Origin of the sequence: Sphingomonas gilva, from assembly GCF_003515075.1 — a bacterium.
GTDB lineage: Bacteria > Pseudomonadota > Alphaproteobacteria > Sphingomonadales > Sphingomonadaceae > Sphingomonas > Sphingomonas gilva.
Map to the genome: position 1 here is coordinate 29,781 of NZ_QWLV01000003.1, position 18,774 is coordinate 48,554.

Here is an 18,774-nt window from a genome sequence, read left to right on the forward strand (position 1 = left end):
GACACTCAACAAAGAGACGATCGACATGGTTGCAGCCGGGTCAGTTTTCTTGGGTTTACCTGGTTAAATAACTTGGCTTGTCGCGGACCAATCCAGGTTTGAGCGGCATATTATTGAAGGGGTGGCGCCCCGGTCGCGTCGCAGCCGACGGGCAGGACGATCCGGCACGTCAGCCATCCGTCCTCGATCTGCAGCACGCCTTCGCCCGACAGCTCGTACCTGATCGCCTGCTCGACTATCTCTCTGAGGAAGCCGGAATCGATCGTCTCCGCGTCGCGTCCGAAGCGCGCGCGCCAATCTATCCGGACGGCCTCGCTCCGGTTCCAGCCGACCGTCAGATCGTCCGCATCGTCCATCAGGCCGACAAGCTCGTGCAGGACCAGCGCGACGATGCCGACCGCCCGGTCGCTGAGAAACAGCGGCGCAGCCGGAAGGTGGGCGTGGTCGAGGCGCATGCCGGCGGCGAGCAGCTCGTCGCCCACCATGGCGCCCAGCTCCACGCCCTTTTTCGGATTGCGAAGCAGGGCGACCTGGGCGCGGCAGAAGGAGGCGAGACGTCCGTCGAGGAGCGTGTGGTAGTCGTCGACATCGATGCAATCCGCATCCCGCCGGCGCGCGATCGAACGGATCACCGAAAGGATGTTGCGAACCCTGTAGCCCGCTTCATGCCGCTCCTGTTCGAGTAGCCGCTCGAGTTCGGCAACGCGGCCGCGCCAGCGACCGGCGTCCTCAGCGCCCAGGCTCAAGCCACACTCCGGAAGGATGCCGCATCGTCATCGCCACCCCTGATCTCGCAATTCAGATGCAAATAGTCCGCCACGAACAAGGATGCGGCCTGCAGCCGCGGCATATCGGGAATGTCGAGGACCCGGTTGCCGAGCACGATCAGCCCTTCGCCGCGCAGTTCCTGCAGCGTCCGGTTCACATGCACCGGGGTGAGGCCGGTCGCGCCGGCGATTTCTGTCTGGATGAGCGGAAAATCGCATTGGGTGCCCCTGGTGAGCCCCACCGCCTCCAGCCGCGCGAAGAGTTCGCAGAGGAGGTGGCCGATCCGTTCGAACGCCGAACGCTGGCCGATATTCACCGTCCATTCGCGCTGAATGGCGATCGAAGTGAGCGTATGCCACCACAAGGCCCGCGAGAGACGCGGAAAGGCGGCGACGGCGTCGGCGATCCGCTCATGCCCGATCTGCGCCACGGTGACGGGCGTGATCGCGCCGATCGAATGGTCCATCTCCTGGAGCACGTTGTTGTTTATATCGCACAAATCGCCGGGCAGAAGAAAGGCCAGTATCTGCCTGCGACCGTCTTCGAGCGTCTTGTAGCGGCACGCCCAGCCGTTCAGCACCAGATAGACGAGATGGGGCGGATCGCCCTCGCGGATGATGTCCTCGCGCGGGCCGATATTGCGCTGCCTTTCTCCGGCGAGCTGGCGCAGGACCTGCTCCTCCTCCGTCGACAGCGACGTGAAGCACCGGATCCGTCTGATCAGGGCGTCCTTATCCATCGGCATTCCCCGCAAGGGCCGCCAAACCGGATAAGCCTACAGGACGCCCATTGATTCGTCGCGTGCTAACATGGGTGATCGCGCCCATGTCCGCTGCATGGTTGTTCGTTCGCCGGAGGTGACGATGAATGACCTCGCCTGGGGCCGGCGGCGCATGCGCCAGCGCATCGCCCAGCACGGCGCGCTCTCTCCCGAAGCGCACGCGGCGCTCGCCTGGCTGCCGGCCGAGCTCCGGACGCTCAGGCCGCACGCCTATCTGATCCGGGAAGGCCGCCGCCCCGCAAGCTGTTCGATGCTGCTCTCCGGCGTGGCGTGCCGCCACAAGCTGACGGGCGACGGCGCACGACAGATCGTCGGCATCTACCTGAAGGGCGACTTCGTCGACGCGCAGAACCTGTTCCTCGACCGATCGGATCACAATATCCAGGCGATCAGCGATTGCGAGGTGCTGGATGTGCCGATCGACGCCATGCGCAGGCTGGTGGCCGATCAGCCGGAGATCGCGCGCGCGCTCTGGTCCGAAACGCTGGTCGAGGCCGCGATGATGCGCGAATGGTTGCTCAACCTCGGCCGCAGGGATGCGGCGGTGCGCGTCATCCATCTGCTTTGCGAGCTCGCCGTGCGCCTCCAGCATCTCGGCCTTGCCGGGCATGACAATTTCCAGCTGCCGCTGACCCAGGCGCAGCTGGCGGACGCGGTCGGGCTGACGGCGGTTCACGTCAACCGCGTGCTGCGCCAGCTCGAGCTGCGCGGGCTGATCGCGCGTGATCACAGATGCGTGCGGGTCATGGATTGGCAGGCCCTCCGGCAGGCGGGGGATTTCAGCCCCGCCTATCTTCATCTCGGCGAAACGCGCGCGGCCGCGGCGCGCGGCGCGCGCATCGCCCGCGCCTATGCGGACGGCTGAACCAGTCCGCCGAGGTCGGCGGAAGCCGGCTCGGTCGAGTCGCCGCCATACACCCTGTCGAGGTAGAAGCCGGCGAGATGGTAGTGCGCCTTCACCGCATCCGGGTGCCGCGCGCGCTGCGCCAGTTCCAGCTCCGCTTCGGCGCGACGTTCGAAATAGCGGATGTCCTTGTCGGCCATGGCTTTTCCTCCTTCCAGGCGTTTTCGATCTCTGCCGTTTCGGGACATCAGGCTATAACGCACGTTAGTAGGCCGCACGGCTCTGGTAGATGCGATCGAGAATCCCGGCGACGGCGCCGTATCGCTCCGCCTCCGGATCGAACCGGTTGGCGCGGCTGAGGGCTTGCGCCCAGCGCGCCGCCGCCCGCCCGCCCCAATCGTCGGGCGGCGCGACGATCCGCCGCGCGGCCGTGCCGTCGAGGCGATCCACGGCGAAATCGTAGAAGGAGCCGTCGACATTGCCGAGCGCCGCCGCGCCGTCGGCGCCGCGGAACACCGCCTCGATCACCGCGTCGCGCCCCGCGTGCAGGCGCCACGAACAGGCGAGCCGGACCACCGCGCCGGTCGCCAGCGTCAGTTCCGCCGTGGCGTAATCCTCCACCCCGTCCCCGACGAGCGGCCGCCCTTGCGCGAACAGGTGCGACGAAACGCCGACGACATCCGGAAAATCGAGGACGTGCAAGGCCAGGTCCACCAGATGCACGCCGAGATCGATGACGCATCCCCCGCCCGATTGCGCGCGATCGTAGAACCACGGCTTGTCCGGCCCATAGGCGTTGTGGAAGGTCAGATCGGCCGCGTAGATCCCGCCCAGTTCGCCCGACTGGACCAGCGCGCGGATCGCCTCAACCGCGCGGGTCGCGCGATAGGACAGATCGACCGCGAGCAACCGGTCCGCCCGCCGCGCCATTTCGACGACCTCGCGCACCTCGGCGGCGCTTCGCCCAAGCGGCTTCTGACAGAACACCGCGACGCCGGCGGCGAGAGCGCGCGAGGATTGCGCGGCATGCTGCGCGCTCGGCGTGGCGATGACGACGCCGTCGGGCCGCCCGCCGAGCATCGCATCGAAATCCTCGACGACCAGCGCCTGCGGCGCGAGGGCCCGCGCTTCGGCGACGCAGGCGGGATCGGGATCGCAGATGAACGCGGGCTCGACCAGGCCGGTGGCGAGAATCGCCGCCATGCGGTTGCGGCCGATCCACCCCGTGCCGAGAAAGCCGACGCGCGGGCGGCTCATGTCAGCACCACCGCCTTGACGAAGCCGTCCGGCCGGTCGCGCGTCATGTCGAGCGCATCGCCCAGCCGATCGAGCGGAAAGCGGTGGGTGACGAGCGCGTCCAGATCGATCCGCCCCGCCGCCAGCGCCTCCACCGCCTCGCGCATGCCCGCCAGCCGCACGGCGAGATCGCGTTCGTGCGCGTTGATCACGTCGATGCCCTTCCAGTTCCACATCTGCATGTTGACCTGGCGCGGCCCATCCTGGTGATAGCCGGCGATCACCAGCCGCCCCCCTTCGCGCACCAGTTCCCCGGCGAGATCGAGCGGCCATTGCTTGCCGGTCGCCTCGATCACCACGTCGCAAAGCCGGTCTTCGGTCGCGGCCTTCACCGCTTCGACGATCGCCCAATGATCGTCCATCGCGACGCATTCGGCAGCGCCGTGATCGCGCGCCAGCCGGAGCGAGAAGGGACGGCGCGAGACGGCGATCACCTGCGCGCCGGCGTCGGTCGCCAGCCGGGTGAGGATCGCGCCGAGAAAGCCGATGCCAACGATCGCCACCGTCTGCCCGGCCCCGACGCCGCTGCGCCGGAAGATGTTGAACGCGCACCCGATCGCCTCCGCCGGGACCGGCCCGTCGGGCAGGGAGGGAGGAATGCGGGCCAGCGCATCCTGAGGCGCGACGTCATATTCGGCGAAGGCATGATCGCTGAGCATCGCCACGCGGTCGCCTTGCGCGAACCCCGTGACGCCCGCGCCGAGCGCGTCGACGCGGCCCCAGCCTTCGTGACCGAGCCCGCCCGGATCGGTGGGGAAGCGCATCCATTCCGGCCCCTCCCACGGCGTGAGGTTGGAGGCGCACACGCCGCATCCGGCGAGGCGCACGCGGACCTCGCCGGGGCCGGGCCGGGGCAGCGGCGCCGACGCCATCGCGGCCCGCCCCGGCGCGGCGATAACCGCCGCGCGCATCGCATTTTCACCTAGATCATCCATCCAGATCACCACATTGGCCGCCGTTCGGCGGCAACCATCGGCGCGCGCCGCCATTCTCCAGGAACGCACCCACACCCGACTGAGGACGGAGGAACCGATGGCCAGGAAAGACAGCAAGACCGACGGCGCGCACCGCACCGTGACCCCATCCAAGGAGCTTGCCGCGATCATCGGCGACGATCCGCGCCCGCGCACCGAGGTGACCAGCCGGGTGTGGGACTATATCAAGCGCAACGATCTGCAGGACCCGAAGGACGGCCGCGAGATCGTGCCCGACGAGGCGCTGGCCAAGGTGCTCGGATCGAAGAAGATCAACATGTTCGCCATGACCAAGGCGGTGAGCAAGCACCTGTCCTGAGAGCCGCGCCATGACCGGCGAAGCCGAGCCCCCGCCCGGGGCGATGTCCGAGACGCTGCGCGAGAACATCGCCACGCTCGCGGCGCGCCGCCGGGCGGAGACCGACCAGGCCTCGTTCAGCGAGCGCATCGCGGGCGCGATCACCCGCTTCACCGGATCGATGACCTTCGTCGCGATCCACCTTGTCGTCTTCGGCGGCTGGATCGTCGCCAATCTCGGCTGGCTGCCCGGCGTGCCGCCGTTCGATCCGAGCTTCGTGACGCTCGCGATGGTCGCATCGGTCGAGGCGATCTTCCTCTCCACCTTCGTCCTCATCAGCCAGAACCGGATGATGCGCGCCGCCGACCGCCGCGCCGATCTCGATCTCCACATCAACCTGCTCGCCGAGCATGAGCTGACCAAGGTCGGCGACCTTCTCGCCCGCATCGCCGAGCGGCTGGAGGTGCATCGCGGCGGCGAAAGCTATGACGAGATCCGCCAGATCGTCCGCCCGCATACCGTGCTCGACGCGATCGACGCCGCGGAAGAGGGCGCGGCGAAGACCTGATCATGCGCGCGCCGCGATCGCCGGGGCGCCGGCGGGCTGATAGCGGTCGATCATCCCGGCGCAGAAATCGGCGAAGGCCTGCGGCTCGCGCGCGCAGCTGGTGTGGTGCGGAGCGACGCCGAGATGCTCGGGCGTGAAGCAGAAGGTCACCGTCACGTCGAAATCCGCGAGCGCCTCCATCTGGCGGTCGAACCAGTCGAGCGCGCCGGGGCGGAAGCTGTCCGCCCAGGAAAGCCCGGTGCGCAGCTGGCGCACGCCCAGCCGTTTCATCCACCGGACCGCCTCGTCGAGCCGCGGATCCTCGAAATGGAACCACTGCATCAGCCCCATCCGCTCGGCGACGCGGGCATAATGGTCGAGCGCGGGCTTGGGCGTGCCGTCCTCGCGGATCAGGCCCATGTAGAAATGGCGGTAATAGCTCGACCCCTCCGCCTCGCGGTGGCGCGTGGTCGCGCCCCATTCGCGCGGCAGATCGAACAGCGAATACCAGTAGATGCGCGGCGCCCGGCCGATCAGCAGCTCGGCGGTGCGGTTCAGCCCGAACACCTGGACCTCCTCCGCGCCGAACGATCCCACCCCGACCTCGGTGACCCATATCGGAAACTCCGGCGCGACCGCCTCGATCTCGGCGATCTTCTCCGGCCAGTCGTGGATCGACCACAGGTTCCAGTCGAGCGGGAAGCCGTGCACCGCGATCACGTCGACCGCATCGAGCGCGCCGTGCCCGCGCATGCGATCGACCCAGCCGGGATCGATCGGCGACATGCCGCCCAGGACGCGGGTGACCGCGGGGTTGACCGACGCGATCGCCTCGCCCGCGCGCACCACCGTATCGGCGTAGATCGCCCATTCGGGGTCGAGCTCGGGATCCCAATGCGATTTGTTGTTGGGCTCGTTCCAGATCATCGCGGCTTCGATCATGTCATGCGACCCTTTCGTTGAGCGATTGCACCCGCGCGCCCCATGATCCGGCGACGATCCGGCTGATCGAGGCGGCGGCGACGTCGAAGCGGTGGATCGCGTCGAGCGACAGCCCCAATATGTGGGCGACGACCGCGCGGATGATGTCGCAATGGGTGACCATCGCCACGGTGCGCTCGGGGTGCGCGCGCGACACGTCCTCGATATGGGCGACCGCCCGCGCCTGCGCCGCCGCCATCGCCTCGCCGCCGGGCGCGGCGGCGGTCGAGCGCCTTTCGTTCCATTCCCGCCACGCCGCGTCCTGCGCGAGGTCGGCGAAGGCGCGGCCGCTCCATGCGCCGAAGTCGATCTCGTCGAGCGCGTCCGCCTGCGCGCACCGCGTTCCGGCGGCCGCCGCGATGATCGCGGCGGTCTCGCGCGCGCGCTGGACCGGGCTGGTCTGCACGAGATGGAGCGCCTCGCCCGCAAGGCTCCGGCCGAGCCGCACCGCTTGCGCGCGGCCGTCTTCGGACAGCGCCAGGCCCGGCGCCCGGCCGGACAAGACCGTCCCGAGATGGGCGTGCGGGGCATGGCGGATCAGCAGGATCGTTGCCGTCACGGCGGTGCATTCCCTCGCTGGAGACAAGTGTCGGAACAGGATCAACAAAGATCCTCACACGACATTGTTCCAATAAAAACTGCGAAAAATGCCTGAATGGGGGAACGAAGATGAAGAAGAAGCATTGGCAGAAACCGTTGCTTAAAGATTTTCCGGGGGATTTATACTAACGCAGGTTACTTTACTCCATGATTTATAACATGAGTTACTTTGGATTATCTTAAATATACAAGGACGTGACGATATGGCGGAGCGGGTAGTCGTAACCGGCGGGGCGGGATTCATTGGGCGCGCGGTGTGCGCCGAGCTGTTGCGGCGGGGGAAGAATGTGCGCGTCCTCGACAGCCTGATCCCGCAGGTGCACGGCGATTGCGACAGGCCCGCGGGGCTCTCCGCCGACGTCGAACTGATCCGCGGCGACGTGCGCAACGGCGACGTCGTCGCCCAGGTGCTCAAAAGTGCGGACGCCGTCATCCACCTCGCCGCCGAGGTGGGCGTCGGCCAGTCGATGTACGAGGTCGAGCGCTACACCTCGGTCAACGATGTCGGCACGGCGGTGTTGTTCGAACGGCTGATCGACCGGCCGGTCCGCCGCGTCGTCACCGCATCCTCGATGAGCATCTATGGCGAGGGGCTGTACCGCGACGTCGCCGGCAACCTGATCGAGGACGCCGCCCGCGGCGCGCTGCGCGACGGCCAGCAGCGCTGGGACCCGGTCGATGCGGACGGCGCTCCGCTGGAGCCCGTGCCGACGCCCGAGTGGAAGCGCCCCAGCCTCGCCTCGATCTATGCGCTGGGCAAGTTCGTGCAGGAACGGATCACCCACATCATGGGCGCGCCCTACGCCATGGAAAGCGTCTGCCTGCGGCTGTTCAACGTCTATGGCCCCGGCCAGGCGCTCTCCAATCCCTATACCGGGGTCCTCGCGATCTTCGCCTCGCGCCTGCTCAACCGCCAGCCGCCGATGATCTTCGAAGACGGCGAGCAGCGGCGCGATTTCGTCCATGTCAGCGACGTCGCGCGCGCCTTCGCCGACGCGCTCGACCTGCCGCGGGCGGGCGGGGGCACGTTCAACATCGGATCGGGCCGGGACCGTTCGGTGAAGGAAGTCGCGGCCGCGCTGGCGGGTGCGATGGGCTGCGGCGAGATCGCGCCGGAGGTGGTCGGCAAGGCCCGCACCGGGGACATCCGCCATTGCTTCTGCGACACGACGTTGGCGCGGGATGAGCTCGGCTTCACCGCCGCGACGGACTTCACGCAAGGGCTGGCCGAACTGGCGCAATGGGTCGCCGAACAGACCGCCGACGATCGCATCGGCGAAGCGCGAGCCGAGCTCGAACGGCGGGGGCTGGTCGCATGAAGGCGGATCGCGATCTTCGTCCGGTCCTGATCACCGGCGGCGCCGGATTCATCGGCGCGAACCTTGCCGATCGGCTCGCCAGCGCCGGCCACCGCGTCCTCCTCTACGATGCGCTCGCCCGGCCGGGCGTGGAGCGCAATGTCGATTGGCTGCGCGCGCGCCATCGCGGGCAGATCGATCTCAGGATCGTTGACATTCGCGAAGAGGCGCCGTTGTCGGCGGCGGTCGGCCAGGCAAAGGCGGTGTTCCATTTCGCCGCGCAGGTGGCGGTGACGACCAGCCTTTCCGACCCGATTGACGATTTCGAGACGAACGCCGCCGGCACGCTGCGCCTGCTCGAGGCCGTGCGGCGGCACGCGCCGGAGACGCCGCTGATCTTCGCATCGACCAACAAGGTCTATGGCGATCTCGCCGATCTGGAGCTTGCGCTGACGCCCGGCGGCTATCGCCCGCTCGATCGGCGGATCGCTGAGAATGGCGTCGCGGAGCAACGCCCGCTCGATTTCCACAGCCCTTATGGCTGCTCGAAGGGCGCGGCCGACCAATATGTGCTGGATTATGCGCGGAGCTACGGCCTGCGCACCGCGGTGATGCGGATGAGCTGCATCTACGGCCAGCGGCAGATGGGGAACGAGGACCAGGGCTGGGTCGCGCATTTCCTGATCCGCGCGCTCAGGGGCGAGCCGATCACGCTCTACGGCGACGGCCATCAGGTGCGCGATATCCTCGACGTGTCCGACGCGGTCGACGCCTATCTCGCCGCCTGGGCGCATATCGACCGGATCGCCGGCCAGGCGCTCAACCTGGGCGGCGGCCCCCGGAACGCGGTGAGCCTGCGCACGCTTATCGCCCATATCGGCCGCCTGATCGGCAGCGAGGTCGAGCTGCGGCAAGCCCCCTGGCGCAAGGGCGATCAGCACTGGTTCGTCGCCGACAGCCGGGCGGCGCGGGCCGCATTAGGCCTGGCCGAACCGCGCGCCTGGCGCGAAGGCGTCGCGGATCTGGCCGCCTGGCTGACCGACGAACATGCCGAGGTCTCGGCTCAGGTGGCGGCGCAATGAGCGGAGGCCGCGCGCCGCCTATCCTCATCACCGCGGACGCCGTGGGCGGCGTCTGGCAATATTCCGTCGATCTGGCAGGCGAGCTGGCTCTGCTGGGCTATGATCCGATGATCGCCGTTCTCGGCCCGCCGCCATCGCCCGCGCAGCTCGAATCGGCGGGCGACGTCAGCATCGTCCCTACCGGCCTTCCGCTTGATTGGCTGGTCGACGGACCAGATCCGGTCCGCGAGGGCGCGACTGCGATCGCACGGCTGGCGCGCGATGCGGGCGCCGATCTGGTCCAGCTCAACATGCCGACGCTCGCCGCGTTCGGCGGGTTCGGCCAGCCGACCGTCGCGGTGGCGCACGGCTGCGTCGCAACCTGGTGGCAAGCCACCCGTCAAACCCGGCTCGGCACCGGCTTCGCCTGGCATGCGCGGCTGACGCGCCGCGGGTTGAAAGCGGTCGATCGGGTGGTTGCGCCGAGCGCCGCGCATGCCGAGGCGGTAAGGGCGCGCTACCGTCTCGGCCAGTCGCCGGACGTGGTGCACAACGGCCGGCGACCGGCCCGAACCGCGCTGGCGCCGGCGCCCGCAAAGGGCGCCTTCACGGCGGGGCGCTTGTGGGACGAAGCCAAGAACATGCGGCTGCTCGATCGGGTGGCGGGGCGTCTGTCGGCGCCGTTTCGCGCCGCCGGCGATACGATCGCGCCGCACGGCGAGCGGTTCGAGGCCGCGCACCTCCAACTTCGCGGTCAGCTCGGAGAGAGCGCGATGCGCGCCGAACTGGCCGCGCGGCCGGTCTTCGTCTCGGCGGCGCTGTTCGAGCCATTCGGGCTGGCGGTGCTGGAAGCGGCGGCCGCCGGTTGTCCGCTGGTCCTGTCCGACATTCCGACCTTCCGCGAGCTGTGGGACGGCGCGGCGCGCTTCGTTCCGGCCGAGGACGAGGCCGGCTTCGCGCACGCGATCGGAAAGCTGATCGGGAACCCGGCCGGCAGCGCGCGCCTGGGGCGCGCCGCCCGGGAGCGCGCAGCCAGCTACACCAGCCGCGCCATGGCCGCCGGCATGGCGCGCATCTTCGCCGAACTCGGCGTGCCGGGCGCGCCTTCGGCCAGGATGGCGGCATGAAGATCGTCTATTTCACCCATTCGCTCGCCTCCTGCTGGAATCACGGCAATGCGCATTTCGTCCGCGGCATCCTGAGCGAGCTGACCTTGCGCGGCCATGACGTGCTGGCTTGCGAGCCGGAAAATGGCTGGAGCCTGTCCAACCTGATCGCCGATCATGGCGAGGCGGGGCTGGCGGCCTTCCGCACCGCCTATCCCGAACTGCGTCTGCACAGCTTCGCCGCCGACGATCCGCTGGAGGCGATGGTGGGCGACGCCGATCTGGTCATCGTCCACGAATGGAACGCCGCCGATCTGGTCGCCGAGCTCGGCCGCATGCGCCGAAAAGGCGCGGGCTTCACGCTGCTGTTCCACGATACCCACCACCGCGCGGTCAGTGCGCCCGAGCAGATGCGCGCCTATGATCTGGAGGGCTATGACGGCGTGCTGGCGTTCGGCGCGGCGCTGGCGGAGGTTTATCGCGGATGGGGCTGGGGGGATCGCGCCTGGGTGTGGCACGAGGCCGCGGACACCCGGCGTTTCCGGCCGCGCGTCACCGACGATCCTCCCCATGACCTGATCTGGATCGGCAACTGGGGCGACGGCGAGCGCGAGACCGAGCTGGAAACCTTCCTGCTCGCGCCGGCCCGCGCCGCCAATCTTCGCCTCGACATCTATGGCGTGCGCTATCCGCCCGAGGCGCTGGAGATGCTCGGCCGCTACGGCGCGCGCTATCATGGCTGGGCGCCCAACGCGGTGGCGCCGGCGCTGTTTTCGCAACACCTCGCGACCGTGCACGTGCCGCGCCGCTTCTATGCCGAAATGCTGCCCGGCATTCCCACCATCCGCATGTTCGAGGCGCTGGCCTGCGGCATTCCGCTCGCCTCCGCGCCGTGGGAGGACAGCGAGGGGCTGTTCCGCGCCGGCGCCGACTATCTCCTCGCCCGCGACGGCGCCGAGATGACCCGCCACCTCAAGCTGCTGCGCCACGACCATGCGCTGCGCGCGCAGCTTGCCGCCAACGGGATCGAGACGATCCGCGCCCGCCACAGCTGCGCCCACCGCGTCGATGAGCTCATGACCATCGTCGAGAAGCTGCGCCCGACCCTTGAAGTGAGGACATTCGCGTGAAGATCGCCTTCTACGGATCGAGCCTGCTATCGTCCTACTGGAACGGGGCGGCGACCTATTATCGCGGCATCCTGCGCGATCTCGCCGCTCGCGGGCACGCCATCACCTTCTACGAGCCCGATGCGTTCGACCGTCAGCAGCACCGCGACATCGATCCCCCGGACTGGGCGCGCGTCGTCGTCTACCCGGCGCGCGAGGACGCCATGCGCGCGGTGGTGGCGGAGGCGGCGAACGCCGATGTCGTGATCAAGGCCAACGGCGTCGGCGTGTTCGACCGCGAACTGCTGGAGGGCGCGATCGAGCATGCCGCGCCGCACGCACTGAAGATCTTCTGGGATGTCGATGCCGCCGCGACGCTCGACGAGATGCGCGCCGACGCAGCGCACCCGGTACGCCGCGCGCTGCCTGATCTCGACATGGTGCTGACCTATGGCGGCGGTCCGCCGGTCATCGACGCCTATCGCCGCTTCGGCGCGGCCTCCTGCGTGCCGATCTACAACGCGCTCGACCCCTCCACCCATTTCCCGGTGGCGCCCGATCCGCGCTTCGCCGCCGATCTCGCCTTTCTCGGCAACCGTTTGCCCGACCGCGAGGCGCGCGTGGAGCAGTTCTTCCTGGAGCCGGCGGCGGCGCTTGCCGGGCGGCGCTTCCTGATCGGCGGCAACGGGTGGGAGGGCAAGGCGATGCCGGCGAATGTCCGCCACCTGGGCCATGTCTATACCGCCGACCACAACGCCTTCAACGCCTCGCCGCTCGCCGTGCTCAACATCGCGCGCGACAGCATGGCGGCGGTCGGTTTCTCCCCCGCGACACGCGTGTTCGAGGCGGCCGGCGCCGCGGCATGCCTGATCACCGACGCATGGGAGGGGATCGAGCTGTTCCTCACACCCGGAGAGGAGGTGCTGGTCGCGCGCGACGGGCAGGATGTGGCCGAGCAGCTCGCCGCGCTGACGCCCCTGCGAGCCGAGGCCATCGGCCGCGCCGCGCTGGCCCGCGTGCTCGCCGAGCACACCTATCGGCGTCGCGGGAAAGAGGTCGATGCGCTCCTCGCCCGCCATGCTGCGCGCGCGCGGGAAGCGGCATGAAGCTCGTCGTCCTCGGCCTCAGCCTGTCCTCCTCCTGGGGGAACGGCCACGCCACGACCTGGCGCGCGCTGCTGAAGGCGTTCGCCCGGCGCGGGCACGACGTCCTGTTCCTCGAGCGGACAGCCCGCTGGTATGCCGACCACCGCGACCTCGCCGATCCCGATTATTGCCGCCTCGCCTTCTACGACGACCCGGCCGAGCTGGAGGGTTGGGCGGACGAGATCGGCAGCGCCGAGGCGGTGATCGTCGGCTCCTATGTCCCGGACGGGATTGCCGTCGGCCGCTGGGTGCAGCGCCATGCGCGCGGCGTCGCCGCCTTCTACGACATCGACACGCCCGTCACGCTCGCCAGGCTGGCGGCGGACGACTGCGCCTATCTCGATCGGCCGCTCGTCCGCGGATACGATCTCTACCTGTCGTTCACCGGCGGCCCGACGCTGGAGCGGCTGGAGCGGGCGTTCGGCGCTCCGCGCGCCCGCGCGCTCTACTGCTCGGTCGATCCCGATATCTATCGGCCGCTGCCGGCGCCCAGGCGCTGGGACCTTTCCTATCTCGGAACCTATAGCGCCGATCGGCAGCCGACGCTCGACCGGCTGCTGATCGACGTCGCGCGGCGGCTGCCGGAACGGCGCTTCGCCGTCGCCGGCCCACAATATCCGGCCGACATCGCCTGGCCGGACAATGTCGAGCGGATCGACCACCTGCCGCCGGCGGGCCATCCCGCCTTCTATTCGGCCTCGCGCTTCACGCTCAACGTGACCCGCGCCGACATGATCGCGGCGGGCTGGTCGCCCTCGGTGCGCCTGTTCGAGGCGGCGGCCTGCGGCACGCCGATCATCTCCGACCGCTGGCCGGGGATCGAGGACCTGTTCGCACCCGGAAGAGAGATCATCCTCGCCGACGGCGGCGACGCGGTCGTCGCCGCGCTCGCTGGCGACGCCGCCCGGATCGGCGAAGCGGCGCGCGCCCGCGTCCTCGGCGCGCACACCGCCGGGCACCGGGCGGCCGAGCTGGAAAATGCGCTCGAGCAGGCGGGAGCCCACACCTCAACGCTCATCCAGAAGGAGATCGCATGATGCGCGCGGACAATCCGAAGCTGACGCTGGTGGCCGGCGGTGCGGGCTTCATCGGCTCGCATCTCTGCCAGGCGCTGCTCGATCGAGGCGATCACGTCATCTGCCTGGACAATCTGCAGACGGCGAATCCGGACAATCTCGGCGAGCTGGAGCGCAACCCGCGCTTCGAGTTCGTCGAGGGCGACGTCATCCAGCCGCTTCCGCCGGGCATCATCGCGCGCGCCGGCCGCATTCGGCGCATCTACAATCTCGCCTGCGCAGCCTCGCCGCCGCACTATCAGGCCGACCCCGAGCATACGATGCTGACCAACGTGATCGGCACCGACCACCTGCTGCGCCTGGCCGAGATGTCGGGCGCGCGCTTCCTGCTCACATCCACCAGCGAGGTCTATGGCGATCCCGAGATGCACCCGCAGCGCGAGGATTATCGCGGCTGGGTGAACTGCACCGGCCCGCGTGCCTGCTATGACGAAGGCAAGCGCGCGGCGGAAGCGATGGCGTTCGACTTTGCGAGGATGAACCGGGCCGAGATCCGCGTCGCGCGCATCTTCAACACCTACGGCCCGCACATGAACCCAGACGACGGGCGGGTGGTGTCGAACCTGATCTGCCAGGCGCTCACGGGCTCGCCGATCACGCTCTACGGCGACGGATCGCAGACGCGCAGCTTCTGCTACGTCACGGACATGGTCGAAGGCCTGATGCGATTGATGGAGAGCGATATCGACGGGCGCGAGCCGGTCAATCTCGGCAATCCGGAGGAGTTCACCATATCGGTATTGCTGGAGGTCGTCCGCGACATCATTCCGACGCGCGCGGCGGTGCAATATCTCGCCCTTCCGATCGACGATCCTCGGCGGCGCAAGCCGGACATCGGCCGCGCCCGCCTGTTGCTGCGCTGGGAACCGCAGACGCCGCTTGCGGCGGGCATCGCCAAGACCGCGGCCTGGTTCGCCGGTCAGCTCGACACGGAAAAGCTCCGGATCAAGGAGCGCGTGATCGCCGCGTGACGGCGGTGCGCCTGATCTAAAAAAATCCGTCCGGTTTGTCGATTTCGGCGAAGCTCGTCCGTCGTCAGGGTACGAGACCGCTGATGGGCTCGATGAACCGAAGGAGACGAGACATGCGTGTGATGGTATTCGTGAAGGCGACCGAGGACAGCGAGACGGGCGTCATCGGCGCCCAGCATGCCGAGATGTTCGAGGCGATGGGCAAGTATAACGACGAGCTCGTCAAGGCCGGCATCATGCTTGGCGGCGACGGCCTCAAGCCGTCCAGCCACGGCAAGCGGGTGGCGTTCGACGGCCCGAGCCGCACCGTGATCGATGGTCCGTTCGCCGAGACCCGCGAGCTGGTCGCCGGCTACTGGCTGTGGGAGGTCAAGGACATGGACGAGGCGGTCGCCTGGGTGAAGCGCTGCCCGAACCCGATGTTGGGGCCGAGCGAGATCGAAATCCGGCCGCTCTATGAAATGGAAGATTTCGGCGAGGCCCTGACGCCCGAGGCGACCGCGATCCATGATCGCGTCCGTGACCAGCTCGAGGGTCGCTGAACCGAGCGCCCCGCCCCGCTTGCCTTGTCGGGACAATTTACGGACAAGGCAGGCATGGCGGCGGCGACCGAAACCCACCAGGCGATCGAGGCGGTTTTCCGGATCGAACGGGCCAGACTCATCGCGGGCCTGGCCCGGATGGTGCGCGATGTCGACAAGGCCGAGGAACTCGCGCAGGACGCCCTGGTCATTGCGCTGGCCGAATGGCCGAAGACCGGCGTGCCGAACAATCCGGGCGCTTGGCTGATGGCTGCGGCGAAGCGCCGCGCCATCGACGGCATCCGCCACGACAGGATGCGGACCCGCAAACATACGGAGATCGCCAGCGACCTGGACCACGAACGCGACACGAGCGTCGAGACGCTGGAAGCGGCCATGGACGACGATATCGGCGACGAGCTGCTGGGACTGATCTTCACCGCCTGCCATCCGATCATTTCGGCCGAGGCGCGCGCGGCGCTGACCCTGCGTCTGATCGGCGGCCTCACCACCGATGAGATCGCCCGCGCCTTCCTCTCCGCCGAGCCGACGATCGCCCAGCGGATCGTTCGGGCCAAGAAGGCGATCGGCAAGGCCGGCCTCGCCTTCGAAGTGCCGCGTGGGGCCGAGCGCGCGGGGCGCGTCGCCTCGGTGCTCGAAGTCATCTACCTCATCTTCAACGAGGGTTATGCGGCGACCGCCGGCGAGGACCTGATCCGCCCCTCGCTATGCGCAGAGGCGCAGCGGCTGGGCCGCATCCTGGCCGCGCTGATGCCGGACGAGCCCGAGGTCCTCGGCCTGCTCGCGCTGATGGAGATCCAGGCCTCACGCCTGGCCGCGCGCGTCGATGCGGGCGGAGCGCCGGTCCCGCTCCCCAGCCAGAATCGCGCCCGCTGGGACCAGCTGTTGATCCGCCGCGGCCTGGCGGCGCTGGACCGTGCCGAGGTTCTGGGCGACGGGCCATATGTTCTGCAGGCCGCGATAGCCGCCTGCCATGCCCGGGCGCGCCGCGCGGACGACACCGATTGGAGGCGTATCGCGGGATTGTACGATCTCCTGCGCGAGCGGATGCCGTCGCCAGTCGTCGAGCTCAACCGCGCGGTGGCGCACAGCATGGCGTTCGGCCCCGAAGCCGGGCTGCAGCTGGCCGACGCGATCGCCGAGGATGCGGCGCTGCGCAACTATGCGCCGCTGCCGGCCGCGCGGGGCGATTTCCTGTTTCGCGCGGGACGGCTGGAAGAGGCGAAAATCCAGTTCGAGCGGGCGGCCGGATATTCCCGCAACGCCCGCGAACGGACCTTCCTGCTGGAGCGGGCGCTGGCTTGTGATAGCTGAAAAGCGATCGTCTCACCCTGGATTCGAACGGATTAGATCGAATTTGGCGTTGACCGCCCGCTATTCGTGGTATCGATGCGAAGGCGACAGCATGGAACGGCGGAGGACATGAAGACCGAAGACCCGCGCATCGGGCGCGTTCGCGCCCTCGCCGCGGCTTATCACGCGCCGGACGGGCTGCTGCCGCTGCTGCACGATGTCCAGGCGGCGTTCGGCCATATCGACGACATCTTCGTGCCGGCCATTGCCGAGGCGTTGAACCTCAGCCGCGCCGAGGTGCACGGCGTGATCACCTTCTATCACGATTTCCGCCGCGTGCCGGCGGGGCGGCATGTCGTCCGCCTGTGCCGGGCGGAGGCGTGCCAGGCGCGTGGCGCCCGCGCGATCGAAGCGGCGGCTGTCGAACGGCTGGGGGTGGCGATGGGCGCGACGCGCGCCGATGGCGCGGTGACGCTGGAGCCGGTCTATTGCCTGGGCATGTGCGCGACCGGCCCCAACGCCCTGGTCGACGGCGTGCCGGTATCGCGCATCGACGGCGCCCGGCTGGACAGGTTGGCCGCGGAGATCCTGGCGTGATGCGCGCCTTCGTCAGCCGCGACATGGCCTCGGTCGGGCTCGGCGCGGACGAGGTCGCGGCGGCCCTGATCGCGGCAGGCGTCGAGGTGGTGCGCACCGGCAGCCGCGGGCTGTTCCGTATCGAGCCGCTGGTCGAGATCGAAACGCCGGATGGCCGCGTCGGTTGCGGCCCGGTCGCGGCCGACGAGGTCGCGGCGGTGATCGACGGCACGCATCGCAACCGCATCGGCGATGTCGCGAAACTGCCCTTCTTCGCTTCGCAACAGCGTTTCACCTTCGCGCGGTGCGGCATCGTCGATCCGCTCAGCCTCGCCGATTATGCCGCGCATGGCGGTTGGATCGGGCTCGACCGCGCGCGGCGCGCTCCCCCTGCCGAGGTCGTCGCCATGGTGCGCGAAAGCGGCCTGCGCGGGCGAGGCGGGGCGGGCTTTTCGACCGGGATAAAATGGCAGACCGCGCTCGACGCGCCGGGGGACGCCAAGTTCATCGTCTGCAACGCCGATGAGGGCGACAGCGGCACCTTCGCCGACAGGATGCTGATGGAGGGCGATCCCTTCTGCCTGATCGAGGGCATGGCGATCGCCGGGCACGCGGTCGGCGCGGCGCGCGGCTATGTCTACATCCGGTCCGAATATCCCTTCGCGATCGAGACGATGCGCGCGGCGATCGCCCTTGCGGCGGAACGGATCGCGCCGTTCGCGCTGGAGGTCCGCGTCGGCGCGGGCGCCTATGTCTGCGGCGAGGAGACCGCGCTGCTCGATTCGATCGAGGGCAAGCGCGGCCAGGTGCGCGCCAAGCCGCCCCTCCCCGCCATCGCCGGTCTGTTCGGCAAACCCACGGTGATCAACAACGTCCTGACGCTGGCCGCGGTCCCCTTCATCCTCGCAAACGGCGCGGAAGCCTATGCGGCGATCGGCTTCGGCAGGTCGCGCGGCACCATGCCGGTCCAGCTTGCCGGCAATGTCCGCAACGGCGGGCTCTACGAGATCGGCTTCGGCGTCACGCTGGGCGAGCTGGTCGACGATGTGGGCGGAGGCACCGAAAGCGGCCGACCGGTGCGCGCGGTGCAGGTCGGCGGGCCGCTCGGCGCCTATTTCCCGGCCTCGATGTTCGACCTGCCGTTCGACTATGAAGCGTTCGCCGCGGCGGGCGGGCTGATCGGCCATGCCGGCGTGACCGTGTTCGACGACGGCGTCGACATGATGCGCATGGCGCGTTTCGCGATGGAGTTCTGCGCCGCCGAAAGCTGCGGCAAATGCACGCCCTGCCGGATCGGATCGACGCGCGGGGTCGAGACGCTCGACCGCATCATCGCGGGCGACCGCCCCGACGAGAATGTCGCGCTGCTGCGCGATCTGTGCGATACCATGCGTCACGGCTCGCTCTGCGCGCTCGGAGGCTTCACCCCCTTCCCCGTGCTGAGCGCGCTCGATCATTTCGGTGAGGATTTCGGCGCGGCGGATATCGCCGGTCCGGTGGAGTAGCGG

Annotated in this window: 19 protein-coding genes and 2 pseudogenes; 14 read left to right on the forward strand and 7 right to left on the reverse strand. The window is 68.9% G+C overall.

What is annotated here, in order from left to right:
* Positions 1–110 precede the first annotated feature (110 nt).
* Together D1610_RS08750 and D1610_RS08755 are read right to left on the reverse strand one after the other, a co-directional pair.
* Entirely contained in the window at positions 111–746 is a 636-nt protein-coding gene (locus tag D1610_RS08750) for an HWE histidine kinase domain-containing protein (RefSeq protein ID WP_182466765.1), read from the reverse strand.
* Entirely contained in the window at positions 743–1,507 is a 765-nt protein-coding gene (locus tag D1610_RS08755; RefSeq protein WP_222926979.1) for a Crp/Fnr family transcriptional regulator, read from the reverse strand. Before D1610_RS08755 ends, D1610_RS08750 begins: the two co-directional genes overlap by 4 nt.
* A 70-nt stretch (positions 1,508–1,577) precedes the next feature.
* Between D1610_RS08755 and D1610_RS08760 the strand changes: the two genes are divergently transcribed.
* A complete protein-coding gene (locus D1610_RS08760) occupies positions 1,578–2,414 on the forward strand; it encodes a Crp/Fnr family transcriptional regulator (RefSeq protein ID WP_245942063.1) in 837 nt (278 codons plus the stop codon).
* Here the strand turns inward: D1610_RS08760 and D1610_RS08765 are convergent.
* The 3 genes from D1610_RS08765 to D1610_RS08775 form a co-directional block, all read right to left on the reverse strand.
* Positions 2,399–2,593, reverse strand: coding sequence for a hypothetical protein (locus D1610_RS08765; protein WP_118863807.1), 195 nt, complete (start codon positions 2,591–2,593; stop codon positions 2,399–2,401). The two genes, D1610_RS08760 and D1610_RS08765, sit on opposite strands and share 16 nt — an antisense overlap.
* A gap of 64 nt (positions 2,594–2,657) precedes the next feature.
* Positions 2,658–3,650, reverse strand: a complete 993-nt coding sequence (locus tag D1610_RS08770) for a Gfo/Idh/MocA family protein (protein WP_118863808.1) — start codon at positions 3,648–3,650, stop codon at positions 2,658–2,660.
* Positions 3,647–4,624, reverse strand: coding sequence for an MDR/zinc-dependent alcohol dehydrogenase-like family protein (locus D1610_RS08775; protein WP_222926980.1), 978 nt, complete (start codon positions 4,622–4,624; stop codon positions 3,647–3,649). Before D1610_RS08775 ends, D1610_RS08770 begins: the two co-directional genes overlap by 4 nt.
* Positions 4,625–4,721: 97 nt before the next feature.
* Between D1610_RS08775 and D1610_RS08780 the strand changes: the two genes are divergently transcribed.
* Both D1610_RS08780 and D1610_RS08785 read left to right on the forward strand, forming a co-directional pair.
* A complete protein-coding gene (locus D1610_RS08780) occupies positions 4,722–4,982 on the forward strand; it encodes an SWIB/MDM2 domain-containing protein (RefSeq protein WP_118864041.1) in 261 nt (86 codons plus the stop codon).
* Between the two features lie 10 nt (positions 4,983–4,992).
* Entirely contained in the window at positions 4,993–5,529 is a 537-nt protein-coding gene (locus D1610_RS08785; protein WP_118863809.1) for a DUF1003 domain-containing protein, read from the forward strand.
* On the opposite strand, the pseudogene D1610_RS08790 reads toward D1610_RS08785, so the two are convergent.
* A pseudogene (locus D1610_RS08790) lies at positions 5,530–6,552 on the reverse strand (glycosyl hydrolase); the annotation flags it as partial.
* Complete coding sequence (locus D1610_RS17370; RefSeq protein ID WP_245942065.1) at positions 6,452–7,048, reverse strand: histidine phosphatase family protein; 597 nt, start codon at positions 7,046–7,048, stop codon at positions 6,452–6,454. The gene D1610_RS17370 and the pseudogene D1610_RS08790, both read right to left, overlap by 101 nt.
* A 244-nt stretch (positions 7,049–7,292) precedes the next feature.
* Between D1610_RS17370 and D1610_RS08800 the strand changes: the two genes are divergently transcribed.
* The 11 genes and pseudogenes from D1610_RS08800 (at position 7,293) to D1610_RS08850 (ending at position 18,771) form a co-directional block, all read left to right on the forward strand.
* A complete protein-coding gene (locus D1610_RS08800; protein WP_118863810.1) occupies positions 7,293–8,408 on the forward strand; it encodes an NAD-dependent epimerase/dehydratase family protein in 1,116 nt (371 codons plus the stop codon).
* Entirely contained in the window at positions 8,405–9,469 is a 1,065-nt protein-coding gene (locus D1610_RS08805; protein WP_118863811.1) for an NAD-dependent epimerase/dehydratase family protein, read from the forward strand. Before D1610_RS08800 ends, D1610_RS08805 begins: the two co-directional genes overlap by 4 nt.
* Positions 9,466–10,575 carry a glycosyltransferase family 4 protein gene (locus tag D1610_RS08810; RefSeq protein WP_118863812.1) on the forward strand — a complete coding sequence of 370 codons (1,110 nt, stop codon included), beginning with the start codon at positions 9,466–9,468 and terminating at the stop codon, positions 10,573–10,575. Before D1610_RS08805 ends, D1610_RS08810 begins: the two co-directional genes overlap by 4 nt.
* The gene (locus tag D1610_RS08815) at positions 10,572–11,684 is read left to right on the forward strand and encodes a CgeB family protein (RefSeq protein ID WP_118863813.1); all 1,113 of its coding nucleotides are present in this window, start codon (positions 10,572–10,574) and stop codon (positions 11,682–11,684) included. The genes D1610_RS08810 and D1610_RS08815 overlap by 4 nt, the downstream gene beginning before the upstream one ends.
* Positions 11,681–12,769: a CgeB family protein gene (locus D1610_RS08820; RefSeq protein ID WP_118863814.1), complete on the forward strand. Its 1,089-nt coding sequence runs from the start codon at positions 11,681–11,683 to the stop codon at positions 12,767–12,769. The genes D1610_RS08815 and D1610_RS08820 overlap by 4 nt, the downstream gene beginning before the upstream one ends.
* Positions 12,766–13,845: a CgeB family protein gene (locus tag D1610_RS08825; RefSeq protein WP_118863815.1), complete on the forward strand. Its 1,080-nt coding sequence runs from the start codon at positions 12,766–12,768 to the stop codon at positions 13,843–13,845. The genes D1610_RS08820 and D1610_RS08825 overlap by 4 nt, the downstream gene beginning before the upstream one ends.
* Positions 13,842–14,855, forward strand: a complete 1,014-nt coding sequence (locus D1610_RS08830) for a UDP-glucuronic acid decarboxylase family protein (protein ID WP_118863816.1) — start codon at positions 13,842–13,844, stop codon at positions 14,853–14,855. The genes D1610_RS08825 and D1610_RS08830 overlap by 4 nt, the downstream gene beginning before the upstream one ends.
* 113 nt (positions 14,856–14,968) lie before the next feature.
* Positions 14,969–15,325 (forward strand): annotated as a pseudogene (locus tag D1610_RS08835) (YciI family protein); the annotation flags it as partial.
* A 126-nt stretch (positions 15,326–15,451) separates the two neighbouring features.
* Entirely contained in the window at positions 15,452–16,711 is a 1,260-nt protein-coding gene (locus D1610_RS08840) for an RNA polymerase sigma factor (RefSeq protein ID WP_118863818.1), read from the forward strand.
* A gap of 108 nt (positions 16,712–16,819) precedes the next feature.
* A complete protein-coding gene (locus D1610_RS08845; protein WP_118863819.1) occupies positions 16,820–17,287 on the forward strand; it encodes a formate dehydrogenase subunit gamma in 468 nt (155 codons plus the stop codon).
* Positions 17,287–18,771, forward strand: a complete 1,485-nt coding sequence (locus D1610_RS08850; RefSeq protein WP_182466778.1) for an NADH-ubiquinone oxidoreductase-F iron-sulfur binding region domain-containing protein — start codon at positions 17,287–17,289, stop codon at positions 18,769–18,771. Before D1610_RS08845 ends, D1610_RS08850 begins: the two co-directional genes overlap by 1 nt.
* Positions 18,772–18,774 lie beyond the last annotated feature (3 nt).